Source organism: Pseudoxanthomonas sp. PXM04, from assembly GCF_014851695.1.
Classification (GTDB): domain Bacteria; phylum Pseudomonadota; class Gammaproteobacteria; order Xanthomonadales; family Xanthomonadaceae; genus Pseudoxanthomonas_A; species Pseudoxanthomonas_A beigongshangi.
The window spans coordinates 458,411-476,727 of the sequence record NZ_JACVAG010000001.1 but is presented as its reverse complement, the minus strand read 5'-3'; the positions used below and the strand labels follow the sequence as shown (position 1 = coordinate 476,727).

Below are 18,317 nucleotides of genomic sequence, written 5' to 3'. Positions count from 1 at the left end.
AGTTGGGTTCGCCGTTGCGCCCGGTTACGGGGTCTTCTTGGTGATGGTGCGGGGGCCGGTGCCCTGGATGGTCATCGTCCCGCGCCACACGTCGTTGTCGGCCAGGTTGACCGCGAAGTTCGAGATGTAGCCCTTGAACTTGATGTTGTCGACCGTGGTGACGGCAGCGAACGCACCGGAAGCCACGGTGGGGGCCTCCGCCGGCGCGGAGTCGCTGAGCGGCGCCAGGACGAGGAATTCCATGACCTCGCCGGACTGGTACTTGGCCTCGAGCGCTTCATGCGCGGCGGCATCGAAGATGACCTCGATCGTGGTGCTGCCGGTGCTCTTGCGGCCGGCGACGAACTGGTCGAAGTCGTCGTCCCAGCTGGAGACGTCGATCTGCGACGCCTGGCCGTCGGGGACGCCCGCCTGGCGGACGCCGATGATCTTGGTCGCGACAGCCGCCGCGGTGGCGGCGTAAATGGTGGTGTGCTTGGTCTTGGTGCTTGCCATGGTGGTGATCCTTGCGAGGGGCGAAAAAAAGCCCGCGCAAGCGGGCTGGGACTTTCCGGTGCCGCACTGGGGTCAGCGCGTCACGTGGAACTCTGCGTCGAAGGAGTATTCGAATCGCCCGGTTTCGGCGTTCACTCCTCCGGGGTTGTAGGACGTCACGTTGCCGACGCGCTCGATGGCGGCGCGCACGGCCGTGGCGGCGGCGATGAAGCTGGTCTGGTCGTCGGCCACGATGTCGACTTGGCCGGCGAAGTGGTCGTGCGGGGGCGGCCCGTCGAAGACGTTCTCCGGACTTCCGCCGGCCAGGTGCCAAACGACGTACGGTCGCGCCGTGTTCTCTTCGGCCAGGCCAAAGAAGCAGCGCGGGGGATCGCCGAGGACAGCCGTGCATTCGGGGTCGGCGGCCACGAGGGCATAGATCGGGGGGAACACTCAGGGCCTCCGGAGCTTACGTGTGATGCGGTCCAGCGACCGGCGCAGGTCGTCGGCGAACTGGTCGATCACCGGCTCGGCCAGCTTGCGCAGCGAGCGACGGAAGAACGCGAGCGGCGGGATGTTCCTGGACGGCACCCCGAATTCCTGGAAGCGCCAATAGAAAGCGTTCGAGGGCTTCTCGTACGTCTTGCCTACCCGGCCCTTCCCACGGTTGCGGCGGGTGTTCGCGTATCGCGCCCGGGCCCCGCCCTTGACTCCGACCGAGTAGAGTTCGCTGCCACCGTACGCCTGGGGCCGTGGGCTCCGCAGCGTGACGATCTGGCTCTTCAGGAAACCGGTACGCTCCGGCGCATTGGCCCGCACTTCGTCGCGCATGCGACGGGCGCCCCGTGCCAGCGCCGTACGCGCCGGCCCGCCGTTCTTGGACACAATCTCCGGGGGTAGACGCCGCATGGCGTCCAGCAGCCCGTCCAGGCCCTGCACGCGCACGCTACTGTCCATCGGTCACGCCCTTGCTCACCATCAGCGTTAGGTGCTTCCGCGCCGTCGGGTCGGGCAGCACGGCCGCGATTGCGTACAGCTCGCCGTCGAAGAGAACCCGCATGGTGTCCTTCACGCCAGGGAGCCAGCGGATCTCGATGCGCGCCGTGACTTCGGACTGCTTCTCGCCGGCCGCTATGAAGTCGCGCCCGGAGAGGGGGACGACCTGGGCGGGGATATCGGCCCCCTGCCCCGCCTCTGGTTCCCAATCAGCCCATGCGCCGGGGATTGGACCCAGCGGGCCGCTCGTTGCATGGCCCTTCTCTTGAAGCCGGATGCGGTGGCGATACTTGCCGGCGCTCACGGCCTCACCTGCTTGAACGGGAAGAGCAGCGCGTCGACGGTTGGGTTCGACGCAACTGACTTCCCGACGATGGTCGACTCCCGATTCTCGAACAGGTCGGCCACGCGGAGCAGGATCGCCGAGCGGATCGCCGCCGGCACCTTGTCCCCCGTACTGCCGTATCCAGCCTTGAAGCGCACACGCACGGCGAGCGGCTGTGCACGGGTGGCCGGCCAGCGCGTACCGTGGACTGGCATCGCGAAGCCGTGCTCGCCTGGCTCGACGGTGTAAGCAGCTGGCGCCAGCGTCTGCTCTGCGCCCTCCGGGTCGATGTATTTCACCGACTCGACGGACAGCAGCGGCGGCAGCGGCAGGCACAGGGCGGACGACGGAAACGTATCAATTGCCAGCTCCCATTCCTGCTCGACCAGGGCGCGGCCCAGCTCTCCGCCGTAGCCGTCCAGGCCGGACACGACGCCGGCAATCATCGCCTCGAGTCGTGCGTCGTGGCTGGTGCCGTACAGGTCAGCCTGCGCCCGCGCCTCGGCCGTGGTCACGACCTGGGCGTTCGGGGCGGTGGTGAGGCGTAGACGCATGGGGTTGCTCCAGAAGACTCACGAAAGGGGCCGGAAACCCGGCCCCTGCGATCAGGCTTCGAGGGTTGCTTCGCCGTCGCCACCCTTCGCCAAGGCTTCGGCATAGGCCACAGCGGCGGGATTCGCGTCCAGCGACTCGGCGTAAGCCTTCAACTCAGCTGGGGTTACGGAGACGACTTCGTTCGGGTGGTGACCGCCGAAGGCGACCAGGACGCGTGCCTTTACCTTCTTGGCGTTGGGTGGTGGCGGGCCATTGCCATTCGCGGCCTGCGCCTCGGCTTCGGCCTTCATCGCATCGACCGTGGCGCTCAGCAGCTCGTCGCGCTTGCCCTCGTCGAGCGCGTTCCAGTCCTCCGCGGACAGGCCCGACTCTTTGTGGGCACGAGCGACAAGCGTGCCCAGCTGGACTTCGATACCGGCTGCCAGTGCGATCACCGCCGCCAGCGTGTTCGAGCCGTGGAGGATGGTCTGCGCACCCTGGCCCTGATTGTTGTTCCTCGACATCGTTGCACCTCTTCACAGAAGAGCGCCCGGAGACCCGGGCGCGTGTTGGAGATCTACCGTGGCGCTGCGATCAGGTCGCGGAGTTCTGGTAGTACTTCACCGTGGCTCCGCTCACGTCGAGCAGGTTGCCGCCCTCGCGCGAGAACGCGAGGAAGCCGACCTGGCCCTTCTTCGCGTAGGCCGAGTCCGTGAAGCGATGAAGGGTCGCGGCGAGCACCTGGCGGATACGGTAGTTCTTCAGGTTGCCGAACAGGATCGACTTGGCGTTGGCAGCCATCGCGGCCACGTCCTGATTGATCTGGATCTTGCGGTCGAGCAGCGTGGCCGGGGCGCCGCCCGGGGCGCCGGTCGCGTAGCCGGGGACAAAGATCGGGCGGCCCTCGGTGTCCTTGATCTTGCGGATCACCTTCAGGCTGCTGTCGTTCATCATCCAACCCACGCCCGGGGCCTTGCGGTACGCCGGATCGATCGAGTGCTCCAGGTCGACCAAGTCGTCGTACGTCACCGTGAGCGTCTGGCCGGTGGTGCCAGCCTTGCCCAGCGACGCCGCGGTCACGATGCCGCGCGGCTGGCCCGTGCCGGTGCCGACGGTGAACATGCGGTTCTTGATCCGTCCGTTGCGCTCGCCCAGCAGGGCCCACACCACGGACTCGATATCAATCGAGCTGTCCTGCAACAGTTCAATCGGAACCGTCACGACCTTCGAGCTGAACTTGAAGGTGTTCAGCGACACGGTACCGAAGCTCGGATCCTGATCGTTCGCGGCGGTGTTCTCCGGGACGATCTCGCCTTCGTTGCCGGTGTCGTCCATCGTCGGCCAGCTCATCGCCTCGCCCTTCGCGGTCGAGAAGACGGTGGACGACTCGTACATGCCGCCGAATTCCTTCTGTGCCTTCAGCAGCTCGGCAGCGACGGTCGGGTCGACGGTGTAGCCACCCTCGGCCGGAGTGGTGGTGCTGGTTGCGGCCCGCACGGATTCCCAATCCGCCGCGTTCAGGGCGTTGTCGCCACCGCGCAGCCACTTGCTGAGCAGCGGGTTGCGGTTGCCCGGCTGGCCGTCCTGGATCTTTCCGCCGGCATCCTGGAAGGTCTTTTCGGCCGAAGCGTCGAGCAGGCGCTGTTCGCGATCCAGCGCGGCGTCGATTCGCTCGATCTGCTCCAGGTTCTCGTCGTACTTCTTCTGGTGCTCGGCGTTCCAGGTCGACGGACCATTCTGGTCGAGCACGTTGCGGACTTCTTTCGCCAGCGCGTTGCGGCGCTCCCGCATGGCTTGGATGGACTCACCCATTGGGGTATCTCCTGAGGGGTTGGAAATGAAAAGGCCGCCGAATGGCGGCCCTGTTACTGCGTGCGGGAGCGATCCCTACACAGAACGACTCACGCTGCCGCCGGCTGTGCCAGCAGGCGGAAGCGGCGCTCGAGCGAGGCACGGACGGCCTCGGGATCGGGCTGGGGTTTTTCTTCGGGCTTGGGCGCGTTCGCGTATGCGGACAGATCCCACTCGGCCAGGTTCTTCGTGCCGGAGACGACCTCGACGACCTCGTCGGCGAAGCCGCGCTCTTTGGCCTGCTCGGCCGTCATCCACGTCTCGGCGTCCATCCATCCGACAATTTCCGAGCGCTCGCGGCCGGTCCGCGCGACGTAGTCGTCCGCGATGTCGTTGTCGACGCCTTCGAGAATGTCGGCGGTGTCGCGGAGGTCGGCCTTGTTGCCGATCGCCAGCGTCCATGCGTTGTGGATCATGAAGCGGCCACCCTTCACAATCTTGATCTCGTCGCACGCCATGCAGATATCGGTCGCGGCGCTCGCCGCCATGCCGTCGATATGGCCGATCACCTTGGCGCTGTGTTGCTTGATCGCCGCCATCATCGCGCGGGCGTCGAACACGTCGCCGCCGGGCGAGTTGATCCGCAGATGGATCACCTTCGCGTCGATGGCGGCAAGGGCGCTCGCGAAGCTCTGCGCGTCCACGTCGCCCCAATAGCCGCCGATGACGCCATAGACGTACACGGTCGCCTCGTCGGCCTTCTCGTTCACGACGCGGAAGTCGCGCGGCTTGGTTGCGTTGTCGAGGATCAAGCGCGCCAGGTTGCCGATCTTATTCTTGTGCATCATCGTCGCCCTCCTGGGGCTTGGTGTTGTCGTCGGTGGGGTCGTCCTCGTCGGACGACGGCGGCTCTTCCTTCGGCGGGCCACCGGCCTTCATGACCTTGCCGAACTCGCCGCCCATGGGCGGCAGGTTCTTGATTCGGCGAACTTCGTCGACGGCCATGTAGCCCTGTGAGCCGGGGCCGCCGAGCGCCTTGGCGAAGTACTCCGCTTGGGCCTTCGCATCGCCCTCAAGGAAGCCGTCCACGTTGTGCTCGACGAAATGTCGAGAGGTCCGGAACAGCTTTCGATTCAGCTCGTGATCGACGCGGGTAATGTGCGGCTTCAGGGTGTACTTCACGAAACCGATACCAAGGCTCTCGACGCCGGTCCCGAAGCTGGTCTGCTTTTCGGTTTCACCGATCAGGAACGGAGGCACGCCGAAGGCTCGCGCAATGTCGATTACCTGCCACTTGCGCGTCTCGATCAGCTGCGCGTCGACGGCCGACATGGTCAGCTCTTTCACGTCCAGCCCTTCCGTCAGGATGAGCGGGATTCGGTTGTCGGAGTAGTCCCGGTACTTCTCATTCCAGGCGTGCAGGAACTCGCCCTGCATCTTCGGCGTCATGGACTTGGCCGACGTGATCGCGATCTCGGGCTTACCGCCGGAAGAGAAGAAATTCCCGGCCATGTCGTCACCCTTGATCGCGATGCCGATGCCGTTCCGCGCCCCCCACTGGATCACGGACATGGAATGCACTCCGTTGAAGCCGAAGCCGGGGAAGTGCAGCACGTCGTCTTGATCGGCGCCGAACGTGCCCTCGTCGGACTGAAAGTAGTATTTCAGCCGGCCGGGATCGCGCGGGCTCTGCTTCACCAACTCCCAGCGCACCTTAGACCGCGCCCAGGGCACGATCGCAGTCACGACGCCCGCCCGATTCCGCAGCAGGTACGCGATCGCGTCGCCGCGCAGCAATACCTGCAACTGGGCGAACTCTCGCCAGGCCGATGCGCTCCACGTGGCGCAGGGCTGTTCATTGAGCATCCACCAGTAGTCATGCTCCACGCGCTGCCGTCCTTCGACGCCCCGTTGGTAGACGGGAATCGGGAGACCAGCGATGGCACCAGAGATCAGGCGAGTGCAGGCGTAGACCGCCGACACGCGCATGGCCGTGCTTTCGTTCACCACCGCGCCGGCTACCGTACTGAACGGGTCGCGGAAGATCTGCGCCATGCCCTCTCGGTCGGACGACAGGGTCGTCGCTTCGCCCTCCGCACGCACCGACGCGCGAGCGGCGTGATCGAGAGCGACGACTACGGACAGGCGTTCGCGGGCCATCTGAGCGGAATTGGACATCAGAGCACCACGAATCCTTGGGAATGTTCTTCGCTCTCCGCTGGCGATAGGCCAACACCTATCGCCATCAAGAGAGCAGCCATGTCGTCGACCTTGTCCGCGGACTTCTTCTTGTCCGGGGCCGTGTTTAGGTTCTGGTCGGTCTTGGCGACCATGTTGGATGCGGCCCACTCGAGCACCGGGTCGCCGTCATGCACAAGCTTCCGAGACCGATAGAGCCGCTCGAGCTCTTTCATGGCCGGGTGGTAGGACTTCGTCCCCTGGACGAACTCCACCAGCGGATGACCGTCCTCGATTAGGCGATTCGCCAGCTCTTGCGCGTTCCACCGGTCATAGGCGACGGCGCTCGGCTTGAATCGCTCTATATCCTCTCGGATAGCCGCCTCTACCACGTTGTAGTCGGTGACCTCACCCTCAGTGAGCGTCAGGTGGCCCGCCGCCACCCAGCCCGCGTACGGAACGGTTCCCCGTGCCGTACGCTGCGCCACCGCATTCTCCGGCACCCAGCGGCGACCCCAGGTGACCCGAAGGTCACCAACCTCCCACACCAGCCGCCACGCGACCATGTCCGTCGTCGACGCCAAGTCGAGCGCCGCGGTGCAGGGGTACTTCTCCAGTTCGTCCAGGAAGACGTCGCCCTTGCACTTCTTCCATTTCAGCAGGTCGACCCATGCCTGGGCAGAACTGGCCGGCCGGTTCAGGCGCTTGATCTTGAACTCGGCCAACTTGCTCGGCATGGCCTTCGCTTCGACCGCCTCCTTCCGGATCGCGGTCAGAAGGTGAGGGTTGCTGTCGATGAGCGGGTTGGCCTTAACCCAAGCGGCCTCGTCGAACTCGTCGTCGTCGTCGTCCACCGCGAAGAACAGCGCGAGGAAGTGGTCGGCGGAGTTGCCGAACACGCCTTGCAGAAGTTGCTTCGCAAATTGGCGAATCTCGGCCCAGGGGCCGGGATTCGTGTAGCCCTCCGTCGTGGTGTAGAGCCAGAGTGGGCTGCTGCGCGCACCGGCGGCGGAGGTGAGCACATTCAGCAGGTCCGCAGTCTTGTGGGCATGGATCTCGTCCAGCCCAACGTGAGACGGGTTCAGACCGTCCTGCGTGCTCGCCTTGGCGTGAATCGGTTTGAAGCTGCCGCCAGTATCCAACCGGGCGATGGACTTCGCGAAGATCTGGAGGCCGAACGCCTCCCGGAGATCCGAAGTCTTCTCAGCCATCCGCTTCGCGACGTTGAAGATGATTGACGCCTGCGGGAACGTGGTTGCCGCGCTGATCACCTGCGCGCCTGGCTCGTCCTCGCAACACTCGCAGTAGAGCAGAATGGCAGCTGCCAGCGTCGACTTGGCGTTTTTTCGGGCCACCGCGAAGAGCGCCGACGTAAACCGCCGAGTGCCGTCCGGGTTACGAAATCCGAACAGCTGCACCACGAAGAACACATGGGAGGGATGCAGCCGGATTTCCGGTTGCAACGTCCCGTCGGGGTTCTTCCACACGCCCTCGACGTGAGGGAGCTTCTCGATGAAGTCGCACGCGTCGCACGCATGCCACTCGTCGAAGTAGAACGGAGCTCCGCGCTTCTTGGCTCGCTTCAGATCACCGACGAAGCGTTGCGCCGCCAGGCGCATCAGCTTCCCGAACTTCCTCCCCTTCTTGTCCGCGATCGCTTCCTGGGCGTAGGCCAGGGCGATTGCGATGTAGTCACGCGGGCCGGCGTCCGTTCCTGGCGAACTTGTTGCCGGTGTCTTCTTCTTTGCCACTGTTGGGCCTCACCTTGCCCTGCGCCACTGGCGTTAACCCGAAGTCGTTCGATAGCGCACGGAGTTGCGCCACCATCGAGGCGACCGGCGCCTCGCCCGCCGCGTACAGCTGCACCACCTTTCCGTGGAGCGCGCACAACTGGCCGAGCGTGGATAGCCCTGCTTCGGTCAGCAGCTTGTTCGCATGGAGGATCGGCGCGAGCCGATTCCATTCCTTGATTGCATGCGCGTTCGGCATCCAGTCCGGGGCGGAAGGAACCTCGTCCACGAGCGGAAGCTCGACGGTCGGAACGGCCGGATCCGGCGCACGGTCTTTCCGGTCGGTCCCAGCGATGACCTTCAGCGATGTAGGCTTGCGTGGGTTTGCCATGACCTACTGACCTGGGCGGCGTACCGCCGAAAAACCAAAAATTCTGAACTGACCGCGCAAATATTTGCCTGGGCGCACGTGTCGCGAATGGGGCGGCTCAGACTTTCGACCCGCCCCTCCCCCGTTCAGCTTTCCCGTTCAGCTTTCCCGTTCAGGTTGCGAGGTCAGACCGCGTTGCCGTCCCAGTCCGTCTCGACGTCCTGGGCGACATGCGCCTCGTTGGCGACGGGCGTCCCGAGCTCTTCGCCCAGTAGCTCAGCGACCGCCGCGACCAGGCCGGCCGTCACCTGCGTCTGCTCGGCGATCGCCAGCACCAGCCGCTGCGCCGTGGCCGCCTGCTGTTCGATTGCCTTGGTCAGGCGCTCGAGGGTTTCCGAATCCGCCATTTTCCCGGCTCGTCTTGTGGCTGTGGCACGGGGCACACATGCTTTGATGGTTGTCGTCGGCGTTGTTGCTGTCGTCGCCGTCGATGTGATCGACCTGATTCGCCGGACGGATGCCGCTCTTCGCGCACTTCGGGCAGCCTCGCCGCCGGCAGCACTCGCACAGCGGGTCGCGCGCCAGCTTGGCCGAACGAATCTTGCGCCAGGCTGCGCTATTCGTTGCGAGGGCGCGGCGGGCCTGCCTGCTTGGCTCGGGTGGTAGGTATCGGCGGACTGGAGTCCGGAACGGGTCGTGTCGGGGTGCGCGCTTCACGGGGCAACCGGACAGGAGCCGCGTTCGTACTGTTCGATGATCCGGTTCCGACCGCGAATGGCTGCGTCGGCCTCGTCGGCGATTCGAACAAGAAAGCCCGCATCCTCAGGCCGAAGTCCGGGTCCGCCTTCAGGACCGCCGGTGCCGGTGCTGGTTGAAAGCACGTCAGCGGTGAGGGCGGCGGTGGCTTCTTGTGCAGCGAGGCGCTGCCGCAGGCGCAGAGCGCCAGTGCGCACAGCATCAGCAATGCGGCTTTCAGTGACCTCAGCATCTTTCCTCTCCTTCTCGTGGGTACGTTCGATTGCGTTGAATGCAGCCACCTGGGCGCGCTGGGCGGCGGCTGCCTTGATGGCGGCATTGGCGGCCAGCCGGGCAACCTCCGCGGTGTCCTGAGCGACTTCAGCCTTGTAATCCGCCAAGTCAGCACGCGGACCGTCGGCGCCGTGATCACGTCCGACCAGGTAGATCACGAGCATGAGTCCGAGGACCGCGCCCCACTTCAGGACGAAACCGGTCGAGTTGACGGATGCCAAGACGCTCATTGGTTGGTTCCTTCACACGTGGCACGCTCCCAGGCGCGCCGTTTCGGAATTCCGGGGCACTGGTTTGCCGCCAGTCGGCAGTCCTTCTTACCGATGTAGACGAATCGGCTGATCTCTGCGCAGGCCGCCTTCCGTTCTCCCGCATTGAGCCGTTTGGCTGCGGTCGACGAACAGAACCGCGCCGTGCCAACGTTGTAGGCGAAGTGGCCCCACGCCTTGATCTCGTGGAACTCAAACTCGCCCTTCACGCACGTTCCCATGCGGGCCAGCATCTTCTGGACGTAGGCGACTTCCAGGCGCTCGCATTCGGCGTCCGTGTAGGTCTTCCCGGGTATTGCGGCCGGACCAGTCACGCCGGCACAAACCGTCCAGAGCCCGCCGAGCTTGTCCCAGTAGGTTGTGTGGACACGCTTTTCCGAGACCTGGAGCGCAGCCACGATCAGCAGCACCACGGCCACTGGCGCGGCAGCGAACCCGACCTTGCCGCCTGTCTTCACGACTGAACGCCCTCGCGCTTCCTGCGAATGAGCCTGGCGACCTTCTCGCCGATCAGGATCAGCGAATAGCCCAGCGCCGCCGCCGCGGCCCACTCCTGCACCGTCCATCCACTCACGGTGGCAAAGACGAAACCGACCGCCGCCGGCAGGTTCACGTTGTCGAATGCGTTGTGCCGCACGGTGGTCCCCTGATTGAAAGGTGCCGGTCACTACCGCTGGATAGCCGCCAGCGCGCGCCCGCCAAGGCGCGCGGCTTGGTGATGCCATCCAAAGGAGTACGTCGATCGTTGTTGGCGGCGTGGCCGGTGCGCGTCACCGCGGACCCTGTTGGCCTTCGCACGGCAGTCAACCGGCGTGAAACGAAGAAGCCCCGGCTTTCGCCAGGGCTTCAGAGACAATTCTTGACACTTTCAGAAAGACTAGGGTCGCGTGTGCAACGCTGTCAACAACTATTTTCGTGTTCGCATTGCGTGCGAATTCGTAACCTTCTGTTACGCGTACAACCGCTGATAGGTCTCGCGCGAGAACTCGAGAACAGCTCGATTTCCTGCTTTGATTCCCTTTCTCATCTCGTCTGGATCCAGCTCCACAACTCGTCTCAAATGTGCCTGCACATCGGGGTTGTTCCAGTCCCAACTCGGAGAACCCAGCACGGTCAGCAAAGCCTCGACCAGATCATAGTAAGTCGCCATGCCGTCCACAGCCCTTTTGCAATCGCCATAGCCTGGAAACTGGAATACTTGGCCCTTCGTCGAGAGTGACCTCAGACGTATGACCGAGGGCTGTGCTTCCTCCATCACGCGACGAAGCTCCTTTGCTTGATCGCCTCCATCCTTCTTTATGTAGGCCACCGCACCAGCTAGTGGACTGTGATTGTATTGGGGCACGTGGCTCGTCATGCCGATCTTAGCAATCTGCACATAAATCAGCGGCGCGAGCATATCCGCTGTGAATTTGTGGGTTGCCTCAATTAGAGAGTCGACGAACTCGACTTCGCGCTTCGCACGGTCTTGACGCTTCCAGTTCTTGAGCGCCGACATCGCAACCAGCAATGTCCCAGCAGCAGCGCCGGTCTTGATGACCTCGAGCCAGTTCACCGACGCCAGCGATTCCAGAGCTGAAAATTCACTTCCCGCCATGGCTACCCTCCGTGTCTTGGGGATAGCTTACCTCTACGCGGCCAGCGCGCGACCGTCGAGCCATTCCATCGCCCGCTCCAGTTCCCGGCGGTACATCCACTTCGACAGCTGCCCGCCGTACTTCTCCTGCACCATGCGCGCCTTGACCGCTTGACTGGCCTGCACCGTGTACTCCGTTCGAACAATCAATTCCCTGAGGGGGGATTGCCTGGCGAGCTGGGAGATGGCCCGATCCAGCCACAAGAGGTGATCGGGTATTCCTTGGTCGAAGGCGATCTCGGGTAGGTCGCATGGCCGGCCCGCGTCGTTGGTTGCGCGCACCGGCTCCGCCGCCCATTGCGGGACGACATGAAGCCCCTTGATCCCCGTCGCCCTCGCCATGAGTCGCCGCCGGTCGGTCCCGTCGCGGCCGGCCAGTGCCTGGAGCGCCTTCTCGGCTGTGCCGGGGGCCATGTCCCTTGCCTGATCTAAGACATGCACCGACCGGTCGGTCCTGCTGTAGCAGTAGCGATTGACGGTCGCCGCGCCCCACGCCTTCAGCGATTCCTTGATGCCTTCAGGCTGCATTCTTGGCCTCCTGTAGCGGCTCGCCATTGACCCGGCGCGGCCGGGTGATTCCGCGCTCCGCCTCGATGGCGTTGAGCCACCGGTGCGCCGTCGAGATATGCCCTCCGAACCGCTCCTGGAACTCCTGGGCGGTCGGGAACGTCTTCCGGCTGTTGATCCACTCGATGACCCGGACGGCCGTGACGATCACCGGGTAACCCTTCGTTTCCATTTCTGCGTCCATCGTCGGCCCCCTTCAGGCCAGCTCAATTCGGATCGGGTAGTGGTGCTCCACGCCCCGCTTCTTGATTCGGAATTCCTTCGTCTCCCGCCCCTTCACATCGACGTAGGCCGGCGGCCGGGTTTCGTCGGCGAAGAAGACCAGGAAGTCGAGGACGTACTTCGTGCCGCACGGAAGATGGATCGGCACCTGGCGCAGGAAGTGCGACACCTCGCCGGCCGCCTTCCGCAGCTTCAGCTGCTCGTAGTACCGGGCCTCCCGCTTGCTGTCGAAGCGGATGCCATCTACGACTGTGATCTCGTTCCCGTACTTCCTGGCCCTGCCCTGCTTCGTCCCGCCGCCGGCCACAGTCTCGACGGCACGGCGCACCGCCTCGCTCACCTCGCCCGAGGCGTTGCGCTGGGCGCGCTCGAACAGGCGCCGCATGCCCTCCGGCATGGACTCGGTCGACGCGTAACGGAGCGCCCCCTTACCCATGGCCCCTCCGGCGCGGGAATGCCTTCCGGCTGAAGGTGTAGGCCGGCGTCGAGCGCGAGCCCGCCAGCGACTTCGCCCGGGCGACGGCATTGGCCGCGGCGATCCGCTTCTCCATCTCCATGATGGTCGTCACCCCTTCCTTCAGCCACGCGGTATGGCGGCCATAGGCCGGGAAAGCCCTCTGGAATGCCCCCAGCGACGCGAACCGCTGGCCCTCGAACTCGTACATCGCTTCCTCAGTCAATCGTCAGTGCCCGTGCGGGCGGTGTGGGTGTGGTTGCGCGCGCGCCAGCCGGACCTGCGCGGCGGTTTGCTTTCCGGCTGATCGGTGACGGCGGGGCGCCAGTCGGCGGACAGGTTGTCGAAGCGGCAGATATCCAGGCGCGAGCGCAGCCGAGCGGTGCCCAGACGGCCGCGGCGGTTCTTGCCGACGATGACCTCAGCTGTCCCCTTGTCGGGGCTGTCGGGGTTGTACTGCTCGTCCCGGTACACGAAGAGCACCACGTCGGCGTCCTGCTCGATCGAGCCCGAGTCGCGCAGGTCCGACAGCACGGGGCGTTTGTTGGGCCGCTTCTCGCAGTCGCGGGAGAGCTGGCTCAGCAGGATCACCGCGACGCCCAGGTTCACCGCCATCAGCTTCAGCAGGCGCGACGCCTCGCCAATGCCGACGTTCTTGTTCTCGGCACCCAGCGTGTCCAGCAGTTGCAGGTAGTCGATGACCACCACGGCCAGGGGCTGGTCGGCGTGCTCGCGCTGGGTCTGGGCGATGATCTGTTGCACCCGGGCGCTGCGTGGGCGGGACAGGACGATCGGCGCGTCCTTCAGGTCGCGCATCGCCGCCGTCAGCTTCGCCCACTCTTCGTCGCTCAGGTCCGCCCGCTCGAGCGAGTCATGCGGGATACGGCCGACGGAGCAGACGGAGCGGCCCATCAGCGATTCGGTCGGCATCTCCAGGGAGTGGATTGCCGCGCGGCGCCGCTGGACGATGGCAATGTGCTCGGCGATGCACTGGGCGAGGGTCGACTTGCCCATGCCGGGGCGGCCGGCCAGCACGATCAGGTCGCCGGGCTGCAACCCGTGGATCAGGTTGTCGATCTCCGGGTAGCCGGTCGACAGGCCGGCGATTTCGCCCGGTCCGTTCTCGGCGCGCGCCTGGAGCGTGTCCAACACCCGGCGCAGGACCACCGCCGCCGGCTCCAGTTCGCAGGGCTTGGCCTTCAGCAGGTCGCCCAGCAGCGCCTGGCCGGAGGCGAGGATGTCGGTCGGCTCCCGCCCTTCGGTGTTGAAGGCGTCGCCAACGATCTTCGTGCCGGCGTCGATCAGGCCGCGCAGCAGAGCCTTGTCGCGCACGATGTCGGCATAGCCCCGGACGTTGGCCGCCGACGGCGTCGAGCCGGCCAGCTCGACCAGGTAGGCGCCATTGTCGACGTGCTCACCGGCACCGCGGGCGTTGAACCACTCGCCCAGGGTCACGGCATCGAACGGGCGCTCCTTCTCGGCCATGTACTGGACCGCCCGCCAAATCAGCGCGTGGTCCTTCCGGAAGAAGTCGCGATCGGTCAGGTCTGCCACCCGCAGGTAAGCCTCTTCCGAGAGCATCACCGCGCCCAGCACCGCCCGCTCCGCATCGACGCTGTGCGGCGGCACCCGCAGATGCTCGATAGCGCCGTCCATCACGCGGCCTCCAGTTGCGGGCGGCCAGCGCTGGGCGCAGGATCCAGCCATTCCAAAGGACCTGGGGAGGTCACATGGCTGTGTCGTGTCAGTTTCTTTCGGTCGACTGGGGCAACGTCGCCGATTGGGGGGGCGTAGTTGCGTCTGTGGGCGTCGGTATTGCGGTTGGATTCATGACCAGCCGAACAAACCGGCTCGCGGCAGCGGCTAACCAGACGAACGCGGAACTGGCAAAGCTCGAAGCTCAGCGTGACCAGGCGGCAGCAGCGCTGGCCTCCTCTGAGAAGAGAATCATGCTGGTCAGTATCGAAACGCCGTTGCGTCTCGCTAGCGCGCAAACAACTGTCGTCCTCAAGATGTCGAAGAAGGCAGACTTTCGCGACCGGTTTGCAGATAGCCGCGAGTGCAGAGACGGGGTGGAACGATGGGTCTCCATGGTTCACTCTGTACTTCATGACTCGGCCGAAGATCGCCTCCACGTTCTCGGCGACACCTTGGGCGCTCGACTTGCACGAGCAAGAAGGACGCCCTCGGTTGTTCTTGCAGTCATAGAGCGAGGCAATTCCGGGCACGTATCTCGCGAGGTCCTGCTTGAAGGCGCAAACTTGGTCGTTGCGGAGATAGCCGATCTGGACGAAGACCTCACCCAACTTCTGGCCGCAAGCCATGCAGCGATGCACGAGACTGGCATTGTCCAGCCTGCCCAAAGGTAGCGTGCGCATCAGCCAACCTCCGCGGACGAGCTGGCCTTGTCGAAGACCTTGAGCATCTCGGCCTGTCGGGTCAGGAACTCGAAATCAGGGCGCCAGTTCTCGTGCGGTGCCGCGTACGGCCCGGCGCCGCTGCGGAACGGATCCGCCGCGCACTCGGTGAAGTAGTCGGCCCAGACCTGCCGCGAAATGTGGTCCATGCCGTAGGTCGCCTTGGCGATCTGCCGCAGCAGCGGAATGCACCGCTTGACCTGCTGCTGGCGCTTCTCCCGCCCGACGGTCGGATGCACGGCCGGCAGGTGCCCGTTCGGCTTGCCGAGCTTCTCGTTGAACTCGGCGATGGCGTCGGCCGTGACCTGGGCCAAGCGCTGCTCCTGCTGGGCGCGCTTCTGGCCGAGGTCCGTTGGCGGGTTCGACGCGGTACCGGCATCGCCGGTGCCGGGAATTTCTGAGCGAAGCGAAGAAATAGATCCTTTCTCTTCTGTCTCTGTCTCTGTCTCTGTCTCTGTCTCTGTCTCTGTCTCTGTCTCTGTCTCTGTCTCTGTCGTGACAGAGCGTGACGCGTCGTGACACTCGGGATTGTCACCATCGGTCCCGGCTGCACGCTGTGACTTTTCCCGCTCCCGCTGAGCACGCTTCCGGTCCGCTGCCGTGGCGTCTTCGGCCTTGGGCTGTCTACGTTTCCAGGCGCTCAGGTGGTCGCCGTCGAGGGTCTTTCCCTGCATGGCGTCGCGGATGGCGGCCACCTCCACCTCGTCGAAGCCGAGGGCGGCAGCGACGTCCTCGTCGACCCAGCCGATCAGTTCTCCGCGCGGATTCGACTGTGACGCGCACTCGAGCATCATCGCCCACACGGACAACACGTGACCGACCGTGACATGCCGTGACAAGGTCTTTTCAGCGCGCGCAGCAATGACCCGCCACTTCGGATCGGTGGCCGTGCCGTGGTGCCAGCGGAACCAGTGCTCAGCAGCCATTGTCCGGCGCCCCCAGCGGCAGTTCCGGCTCGGCCGGTGGGTTGCGGCGAGCCTCAGCGCGCGCCATCTCGGCGGCCCGGGACGTGTTGTAGGCGGCCAGCTCTTCCAGGCTCAGGGGCTCGTTGCCCTCGACCTTGGCGAACAGGCCGCGCACGAATTCGCGGTTGCAGGTCATGCCGGCACCGCCTGCCGCGCGGCGGCGGCGGCGTGCTTGGCGACGTGGGCCAGGACGTGCTGGATGGTGGTGCAGGCGCGCTCGATGGCGATCACCTCGTTCGGGGTGATTCGGCCGTCCGCCATGGCTTCCTGGACGATGTGCGCCAGGTCACCCTGCCCTGCGGCCGCGGCCAGCATTCCCTGGATCAGTGAGCCGGCGTCCGGTGCGTCCGAGCGCTGGAGCGTGTAGCCATGCTCCGCGGCCAGGGCGTGCAGGATGCGGTGGTCCCCGGTCAGGCCCATCAGCTCGTCGGCCTCGGCCACCGTAAGGTGGTGGGTGCTGTTGTTGGGGTTGACCTTGTTCCGCAGGATGGCGGGTGACATGCCCATGCGCGGAGCGAGCGACACGCTTCCACCGGGGTAGTCGTGCACGGTCTTGTGGGCTGCGTCTTGGATGTTCACTTGGCGGTGACCTGAACGTTTTTTGTGGATGGCGGGTGTTGCAAGCTGGCCTCGTCCACTGGGGAGCGAGGCGATGGAGCTACGTGCAGAAAGCGCCTCCGGCGTAGGATTGGCGGTGCGACCCGACCTCACCTACGACGGAGACAGAAATGACGGACGAGATACAAATGGCGCCAGCTACGGGGTTCGACCTGAGGTCGGTGCCAGCTCTCAATGCGGTTGCGCTCACGATTCAGTACCTCGTGAGTCCGATGGAGCGACCAAACCAGGCGCACCAGTCACCCAACTTCCTGTTTCACACTGCGCAGCTTCGCGAGCTGGCAGAAGCCATGATCCGGGCGGCGGACAAGACCGACAGCGTCGGGATGTCGTCTCCCCCAGGTCCGTCGAACTGACAACAAACGGCAGGCGCGAGCGAGATTCAGGCAGCACGGTCCACCCCCTCCCCGTTTGGGCTGAGGGCTTGCCCGAACACGTCTGGCCGCAGTTGCTTGACCGGGCCAATGCCTGCTTCGAAGATGACCACCAAGCCATCGCCGGTGATGCCGTGCTCGAGGGCGAAATGGCGGAGCCGGCTAAGCCCATGCTCCAGTTCGGCTTCGCGCGTCAGTTCTGCGCTCAATGGAGTTCTCCGTGGCAACAGTTCAAGTTCAAATCAACGTCGTGGATCAGCTGGGTGTTTCCGACGTCATGGTGGAAACAACGAAGCTCATCTCGGTCGGGACGTTCGACGACCCCGACGCAACGACGCCCGGAGCCACTGGGTATTCCCTGCTGGATGGAACGCGGGTCAACAAGCTGTCCCACCCTGAGCAGGTGCGGACGGGCTACGAGTTCCAGGTGGTTGGTACCGACCGCCTGCTTCGGCGCCGATAGGGCTTCAAGCCGCACGGTCCACCCCCTCCCCGTCCGGGCTGGGGGAATCACCGAACACGTCCGGACGCAGGTCGTAGCGCGTCGCCGCGCCGCCGGACGCCTTCTCGACAGCGATGCACTTCTCAGCGGGAACCCTGCCCCGCTTCCGCCACATGCTTACGGTCTGAGGGAGCTCGCCGATGGCCGCAGCTAGATGCATGACGCCCCCAGCCGCCTCAGTGGCGCGATCCAAGGCTTCGGAGGGGGTGACTTTGGCGGGGCTGGGGTTGTCCATGCCCGAAATCATCACGCTGCGTGATGTTGAAGTCAACCGAAAAATCACGTCTCGTGTTAGACCGGCATCACAGGGCGTGAAGAATGCCCGTATGCCGAGCTTTGCCGAAAACCTGCGTGCCCTCCGCCTGGCGCGAAAGATGACCCAGGAACAGCTGGCGCTCGCCTGCGGCTGGTCCGGCCAGAGCCGGATCGCCAACTACGAGAGCACCAGTCCCAGTGCGCGCGAACCCAAGGTGTCCGAAGTGCCGGTCCTGGCCCGGGCGCTGGGCGTGAGCATTGCTGAACTGTTCGGGGAAGCCGCGCCGTTGCAAGGTTCTCAATCCGGGCGACTGGACCCGGCGAAACTGGCCGAGTCGATCGCAGCGCTTCGCCAGGTGGCCCGGAACAACGGATGGGCCTACGACCCGGAGACGCACCCTGCTGAAACGTTGTTTGCCTACGAGTTGAGTTGCGCCCTACCGGATGCACCCTCCACGGCAGACGTGATCGACTTCGGCGCGAAGGTCGCCGAGAGACTACGGCAACGGGTGGAGCAAGATGGTAGACAGGGGACGGGTCAATCGACTGGTGCAACTAATCGAGGAAGGTCTCGCGGGGCAGGCGCCTAAGCGAACTCCCTTACGTGTGGT

General features: G+C 64.9%; 30 protein-coding genes. 4 read left to right on the top strand and 26 right to left on the bottom strand.

What is annotated here, in order from left to right:
* Positions 1-24: 24 nt before the first annotated feature.
* The 21 genes from IB228_RS02360 to dnaB form a co-directional block, all read right to left on the bottom strand.
* Positions 25-495, bottom strand: coding sequence for a phage tail tube protein (locus IB228_RS02360; protein ID WP_192197471.1), 471 nt, complete (start codon positions 493-495; stop codon positions 25-27).
* 72 nt (positions 496-567) lie between these two features.
* The gene (locus tag IB228_RS02355) at positions 568-927 is read right to left on the bottom strand and encodes a DUF3168 domain-containing protein (RefSeq protein WP_192197470.1); all 360 of its coding nucleotides are present in this window, start codon (positions 925-927) and stop codon (positions 568-570) included.
* On the bottom strand, positions 928-1,431 hold the full coding sequence (locus IB228_RS02350; protein ID WP_192197469.1) for an HK97-gp10 family putative phage morphogenesis protein: 504 nt from the start codon (positions 1,429-1,431) through the stop codon (positions 928-930).
* A complete protein-coding gene (locus IB228_RS02345; protein WP_343227048.1) occupies positions 1,421-1,774 on the bottom strand; it encodes a phage head closure protein in 354 nt (117 codons plus the stop codon). The genes IB228_RS02350 and IB228_RS02345 overlap by 11 nt, the downstream gene beginning before the upstream one ends.
* Positions 1,771-2,349, bottom strand: a complete 579-nt coding sequence (locus IB228_RS02340) for a hypothetical protein (protein WP_192197468.1) — start codon at positions 2,347-2,349, stop codon at positions 1,771-1,773. Before IB228_RS02340 ends, IB228_RS02345 begins: the two co-directional genes overlap by 4 nt.
* A 51-nt stretch (positions 2,350-2,400) precedes the next feature.
* Entirely contained in the window at positions 2,401-2,853 is a 453-nt protein-coding gene (locus IB228_RS02335; protein ID WP_192197467.1) for a hypothetical protein, read from the bottom strand.
* Between the two features lie 70 nt (positions 2,854-2,923).
* Complete coding sequence (locus IB228_RS02330; RefSeq protein WP_192197466.1) at positions 2,924-4,141, bottom strand: phage major capsid protein; 1,218 nt, start codon at positions 4,139-4,141, stop codon at positions 2,924-2,926.
* Between the two features lie 89 nt (positions 4,142-4,230).
* A complete protein-coding gene (locus IB228_RS02325; protein ID WP_225562198.1) occupies positions 4,231-4,968 on the bottom strand; it encodes a head maturation protease, ClpP-related in 738 nt (245 codons plus the stop codon).
* A complete protein-coding gene (locus IB228_RS02320; RefSeq protein WP_225562197.1) occupies positions 4,952-6,298 on the bottom strand; it encodes a phage portal protein in 1,347 nt (448 codons plus the stop codon). Before IB228_RS02320 ends, IB228_RS02325 begins: the two co-directional genes overlap by 17 nt.
* A complete protein-coding gene (locus IB228_RS02315; RefSeq protein WP_343227047.1) occupies positions 6,298-8,049 on the bottom strand; it encodes a terminase TerL endonuclease subunit in 1,752 nt (583 codons plus the stop codon). Before IB228_RS02315 ends, IB228_RS02320 begins: the two co-directional genes overlap by 1 nt.
* On the bottom strand, positions 7,991-8,419 hold the full coding sequence (locus IB228_RS02310) for a P27 family phage terminase small subunit (RefSeq protein ID WP_192197465.1): 429 nt from the start codon (positions 8,417-8,419) through the stop codon (positions 7,991-7,993). Before IB228_RS02310 ends, IB228_RS02315 begins: the two co-directional genes overlap by 59 nt.
* A 164-nt stretch (positions 8,420-8,583) precedes the next feature.
* Complete coding sequence (locus tag IB228_RS02305) at positions 8,584-8,805, bottom strand: hypothetical protein (RefSeq protein ID WP_192197464.1); 222 nt, start codon at positions 8,803-8,805, stop codon at positions 8,584-8,586.
* Between the two features lie 306 nt (positions 8,806-9,111).
* Positions 9,112-9,657 carry a lysis system i-spanin subunit Rz gene (locus tag IB228_RS02300; protein ID WP_192197463.1) on the bottom strand — a complete coding sequence of 182 codons (546 nt, stop codon included), beginning with the start codon at positions 9,655-9,657 and terminating at the stop codon, positions 9,112-9,114.
* On the bottom strand, positions 9,654-10,154 hold the full coding sequence (locus IB228_RS02295) for a lysozyme (RefSeq protein ID WP_343227046.1): 501 nt from the start codon (positions 10,152-10,154) through the stop codon (positions 9,654-9,656). The genes IB228_RS02300 and IB228_RS02295 overlap by 4 nt, the downstream gene beginning before the upstream one ends.
* Complete coding sequence (locus IB228_RS19715) at positions 10,151-10,333, bottom strand: hypothetical protein (RefSeq protein WP_225562196.1); 183 nt, start codon at positions 10,331-10,333, stop codon at positions 10,151-10,153. Before IB228_RS19715 ends, IB228_RS02295 begins: the two co-directional genes overlap by 4 nt.
* A 312-nt stretch (positions 10,334-10,645) precedes the next feature.
* Positions 10,646-11,293: a hypothetical protein gene (locus IB228_RS02290; RefSeq protein ID WP_192197461.1), complete on the bottom strand. Its 648-nt coding sequence runs from the start codon at positions 11,291-11,293 to the stop codon at positions 10,646-10,648.
* Between the two features lie 33 nt (positions 11,294-11,326).
* On the bottom strand, positions 11,327-11,860 hold the full coding sequence (locus tag IB228_RS02285) for a hypothetical protein (protein WP_192197460.1): 534 nt from the start codon (positions 11,858-11,860) through the stop codon (positions 11,327-11,329).
* Positions 11,850-12,083 carry a hypothetical protein gene (locus IB228_RS02280; protein ID WP_192197459.1) on the bottom strand — a complete coding sequence of 78 codons (234 nt, stop codon included), beginning with the start codon at positions 12,081-12,083 and terminating at the stop codon, positions 11,850-11,852. Before IB228_RS02280 ends, IB228_RS02285 begins: the two co-directional genes overlap by 11 nt.
* Before the next feature lie 12 nt (positions 12,084-12,095).
* Positions 12,096-12,506 (bottom strand): DUF1064 domain-containing protein, encoded by a 411-nt coding sequence (locus IB228_RS02275; RefSeq protein WP_225562195.1) that lies wholly within the window; start codon positions 12,504-12,506, stop codon positions 12,096-12,098.
* 43 nt (positions 12,507-12,549) lie between these two features.
* Positions 12,550-12,786 carry a hypothetical protein gene (locus IB228_RS02270; RefSeq protein WP_192197457.1) on the bottom strand — a complete coding sequence of 79 codons (237 nt, stop codon included), beginning with the start codon at positions 12,784-12,786 and terminating at the stop codon, positions 12,550-12,552.
* Between the two features lie 11 nt (positions 12,787-12,797).
* Complete coding sequence (gene dnaB / locus IB228_RS02265) at positions 12,798-14,231, bottom strand: replicative DNA helicase (RefSeq protein WP_225562194.1); 1,434 nt, start codon at positions 14,229-14,231, stop codon at positions 12,798-12,800.
* Between the two features lie 74 nt (positions 14,232-14,305).
* Here dnaB and IB228_RS02260 point away from each other — a divergent pair, with 74 nt between their 5' ends.
* Positions 14,306-14,944, top strand: a complete 639-nt coding sequence (locus IB228_RS02260; protein ID WP_192197455.1) for a hypothetical protein — start codon at positions 14,306-14,308, stop codon at positions 14,942-14,944.
* 8 nt (positions 14,945-14,952) lie between these two features.
* Here IB228_RS02260 and IB228_RS02255 read toward each other — a convergent pair whose 3' ends face one another.
* The 3 genes from IB228_RS02255 to IB228_RS02245 are packed head-to-tail and all read right to left on the bottom strand — an operon-like array spanning position 14,953 to position 16,536.
* Positions 14,953-15,918 carry a hypothetical protein gene (locus IB228_RS02255; protein ID WP_192197454.1) on the bottom strand — a complete coding sequence of 322 codons (966 nt, stop codon included), beginning with the start codon at positions 15,916-15,918 and terminating at the stop codon, positions 14,953-14,955.
* Positions 15,908-16,093, bottom strand: a complete 186-nt coding sequence (locus IB228_RS02250; RefSeq protein ID WP_192197453.1) for a hypothetical protein — start codon at positions 16,091-16,093, stop codon at positions 15,908-15,910. Before IB228_RS02250 ends, IB228_RS02255 begins: the two co-directional genes overlap by 11 nt.
* Positions 16,090-16,536 (bottom strand): phage regulatory CII family protein, encoded by a 447-nt coding sequence (locus IB228_RS02245; RefSeq protein WP_192197452.1) that lies wholly within the window; start codon positions 16,534-16,536, stop codon positions 16,090-16,092. The genes IB228_RS02250 and IB228_RS02245 overlap by 4 nt, the downstream gene beginning before the upstream one ends.
* A 149-nt stretch (positions 16,537-16,685) precedes the next feature.
* Here IB228_RS02245 and IB228_RS02240 point away from each other — a divergent pair, with 149 nt between their 5' ends.
* Complete coding sequence (locus IB228_RS02240) at positions 16,686-16,931, top strand: hypothetical protein (protein ID WP_192197451.1); 246 nt, start codon at positions 16,686-16,688, stop codon at positions 16,929-16,931.
* A gap of 26 nt (positions 16,932-16,957) precedes the next feature.
* On the opposite strand, the gene IB228_RS02235 is transcribed toward IB228_RS02240, so the two are convergent.
* On the bottom strand, positions 16,958-17,158 hold the full coding sequence (locus tag IB228_RS02235) for a hypothetical protein (protein WP_192197450.1): 201 nt from the start codon (positions 17,156-17,158) through the stop codon (positions 16,958-16,960).
* 11 nt (positions 17,159-17,169) lie between these two features.
* Between IB228_RS02235 and IB228_RS02230 the strand changes: the two genes are divergently transcribed.
* The gene (locus IB228_RS02230) at positions 17,170-17,412 is read left to right on the top strand and encodes a hypothetical protein (protein ID WP_192197449.1); all 243 of its coding nucleotides are present in this window, start codon (positions 17,170-17,172) and stop codon (positions 17,410-17,412) included.
* A 4-nt stretch (positions 17,413-17,416) separates the two neighbouring features.
* Here the strand turns inward: IB228_RS02230 and IB228_RS02225 are convergent, their stop codons facing one another.
* Positions 17,417-17,686, bottom strand: coding sequence for a YdaS family helix-turn-helix protein (locus IB228_RS02225; protein WP_192197448.1), 270 nt, complete (start codon positions 17,684-17,686; stop codon positions 17,417-17,419).
* On the opposite strand from IB228_RS02225, the gene IB228_RS02220 reads away from it, so the two are divergent.
* Complete coding sequence (locus IB228_RS02220) at positions 17,685-18,296, top strand: helix-turn-helix transcriptional regulator (protein ID WP_225562193.1); 612 nt, start codon at positions 17,685-17,687, stop codon at positions 18,294-18,296. The two genes, IB228_RS02225 and IB228_RS02220, sit on opposite strands and share 2 nt — an antisense overlap.
* The last annotated feature ends 21 nt before the right edge of the window (positions 18,297-18,317 follow it).

What these genes read in the sequence shown, in the direction of transcription:
- IB228_RS02360 (WP_192197471.1), bottom strand. Translation starts at nt 495, where the DNA reads ATGGCAAGCACCAAGACCAAGCACACCACCATTTACGCCGCCACCGCG.
- IB228_RS02350 (WP_192197469.1), bottom strand. Translation starts at nt 1,431, where the DNA reads ATGGACAGTAGCGTGCGCGTGCAGGGCCTGGACGGGCTGCTGGACGCC.
- IB228_RS02340 (WP_192197468.1), bottom strand. Translation starts at nt 2,349, where the DNA reads ATGCGTCTACGCCTCACCACCGCCCCGAACGCCCAGGTCGTGACCACG.
- IB228_RS02335 (WP_192197467.1), bottom strand. Translation starts at nt 2,853, where the DNA reads ATGTCGAGGAACAACAATCAGGGCCAGGGTGCGCAGACCATCCTCCAC.
- IB228_RS02330 (WP_192197466.1), bottom strand. Translation starts at nt 4,141, where the DNA reads ATGGGTGAGTCCATCCAAGCCATGCGGGAGCGCCGCAACGCGCTGGCG.
- IB228_RS02325 (WP_225562198.1), bottom strand. Translation starts at nt 4,968, where the DNA reads ATGATGCACAAGAATAAGATCGGCAACCTGGCGCGCTTGATCCTCGAC.
- IB228_RS02320 (WP_225562197.1), bottom strand. Translation starts at nt 6,298, where the DNA reads ATGTCCAATTCCGCTCAGATGGCCCGCGAACGCCTGTCCGTAGTCGTC.
- IB228_RS02310 (WP_192197465.1), bottom strand. Translation starts at nt 8,419, where the DNA reads ATGGCAAACCCACGCAAGCCTACATCGCTGAAGGTCATCGCTGGGACC.
- IB228_RS02305 (WP_192197464.1), bottom strand. Translation starts at nt 8,805, where the DNA reads ATGGCGGATTCGGAAACCCTCGAGCGCCTGACCAAGGCAATCGAACAG.
- IB228_RS02300 (WP_192197463.1), bottom strand. Translation starts at nt 9,657, where the DNA reads ATGAGCGTCTTGGCATCCGTCAACTCGACCGGTTTCGTCCTGAAGTGG.
- IB228_RS02290 (WP_192197461.1), bottom strand. Translation starts at nt 11,293, where the DNA reads ATGGCGGGAAGTGAATTTTCAGCTCTGGAATCGCTGGCGTCGGTGAAC.
- IB228_RS02285 (WP_192197460.1), bottom strand. Translation starts at nt 11,860, where the DNA reads ATGCAGCCTGAAGGCATCAAGGAATCGCTGAAGGCGTGGGGCGCGGCG.
- IB228_RS02280 (WP_192197459.1), bottom strand. Translation starts at nt 12,083, where the DNA reads ATGGACGCAGAAATGGAAACGAAGGGTTACCCGGTGATCGTCACGGCC.
- IB228_RS02275 (WP_225562195.1), bottom strand. Translation starts at nt 12,506, where the DNA reads ATGCGGCGCCTGTTCGAGCGCGCCCAGCGCAACGCCTCGGGCGAGGTG.
- IB228_RS02270 (WP_192197457.1), bottom strand. Translation starts at nt 12,786, where the DNA reads ATGTACGAGTTCGAGGGCCAGCGGTTCGCGTCGCTGGGGGCATTCCAG.
- dnaB (WP_225562194.1), bottom strand. Translation starts at nt 14,231, where the DNA reads ATGGACGGCGCTATCGAGCATCTGCGGGTGCCGCCGCACAGCGTCGAT.
- IB228_RS02260 (WP_192197455.1), top strand. Translation starts at nt 14,306, where the DNA reads ATGGCTGTGTCGTGTCAGTTTCTTTCGGTCGACTGGGGCAACGTCGCC.
- IB228_RS02255 (WP_192197454.1), bottom strand. Translation starts at nt 15,918, where the DNA reads ATGGCTGCTGAGCACTGGTTCCGCTGGCACCACGGCACGGCCACCGAT.
- IB228_RS02250 (WP_192197453.1), bottom strand. Translation starts at nt 16,093, where the DNA reads ATGACCTGCAACCGCGAATTCGTGCGCGGCCTGTTCGCCAAGGTCGAG.
- IB228_RS02240 (WP_192197451.1), top strand. Translation starts at nt 16,686, where the DNA reads ATGACGGACGAGATACAAATGGCGCCAGCTACGGGGTTCGACCTGAGG.
- IB228_RS02220 (WP_225562193.1), top strand. Translation starts at nt 17,685, where the DNA reads ATGCCCGAAATCATCACGCTGCGTGATGTTGAAGTCAACCGAAAAATC.
- IB228_RS02225 (WP_192197448.1), bottom strand. Translation starts at nt 17,686, where the DNA reads ATGGACAACCCCAGCCCCGCCAAAGTCACCCCCTCCGAAGCCTTGGAT.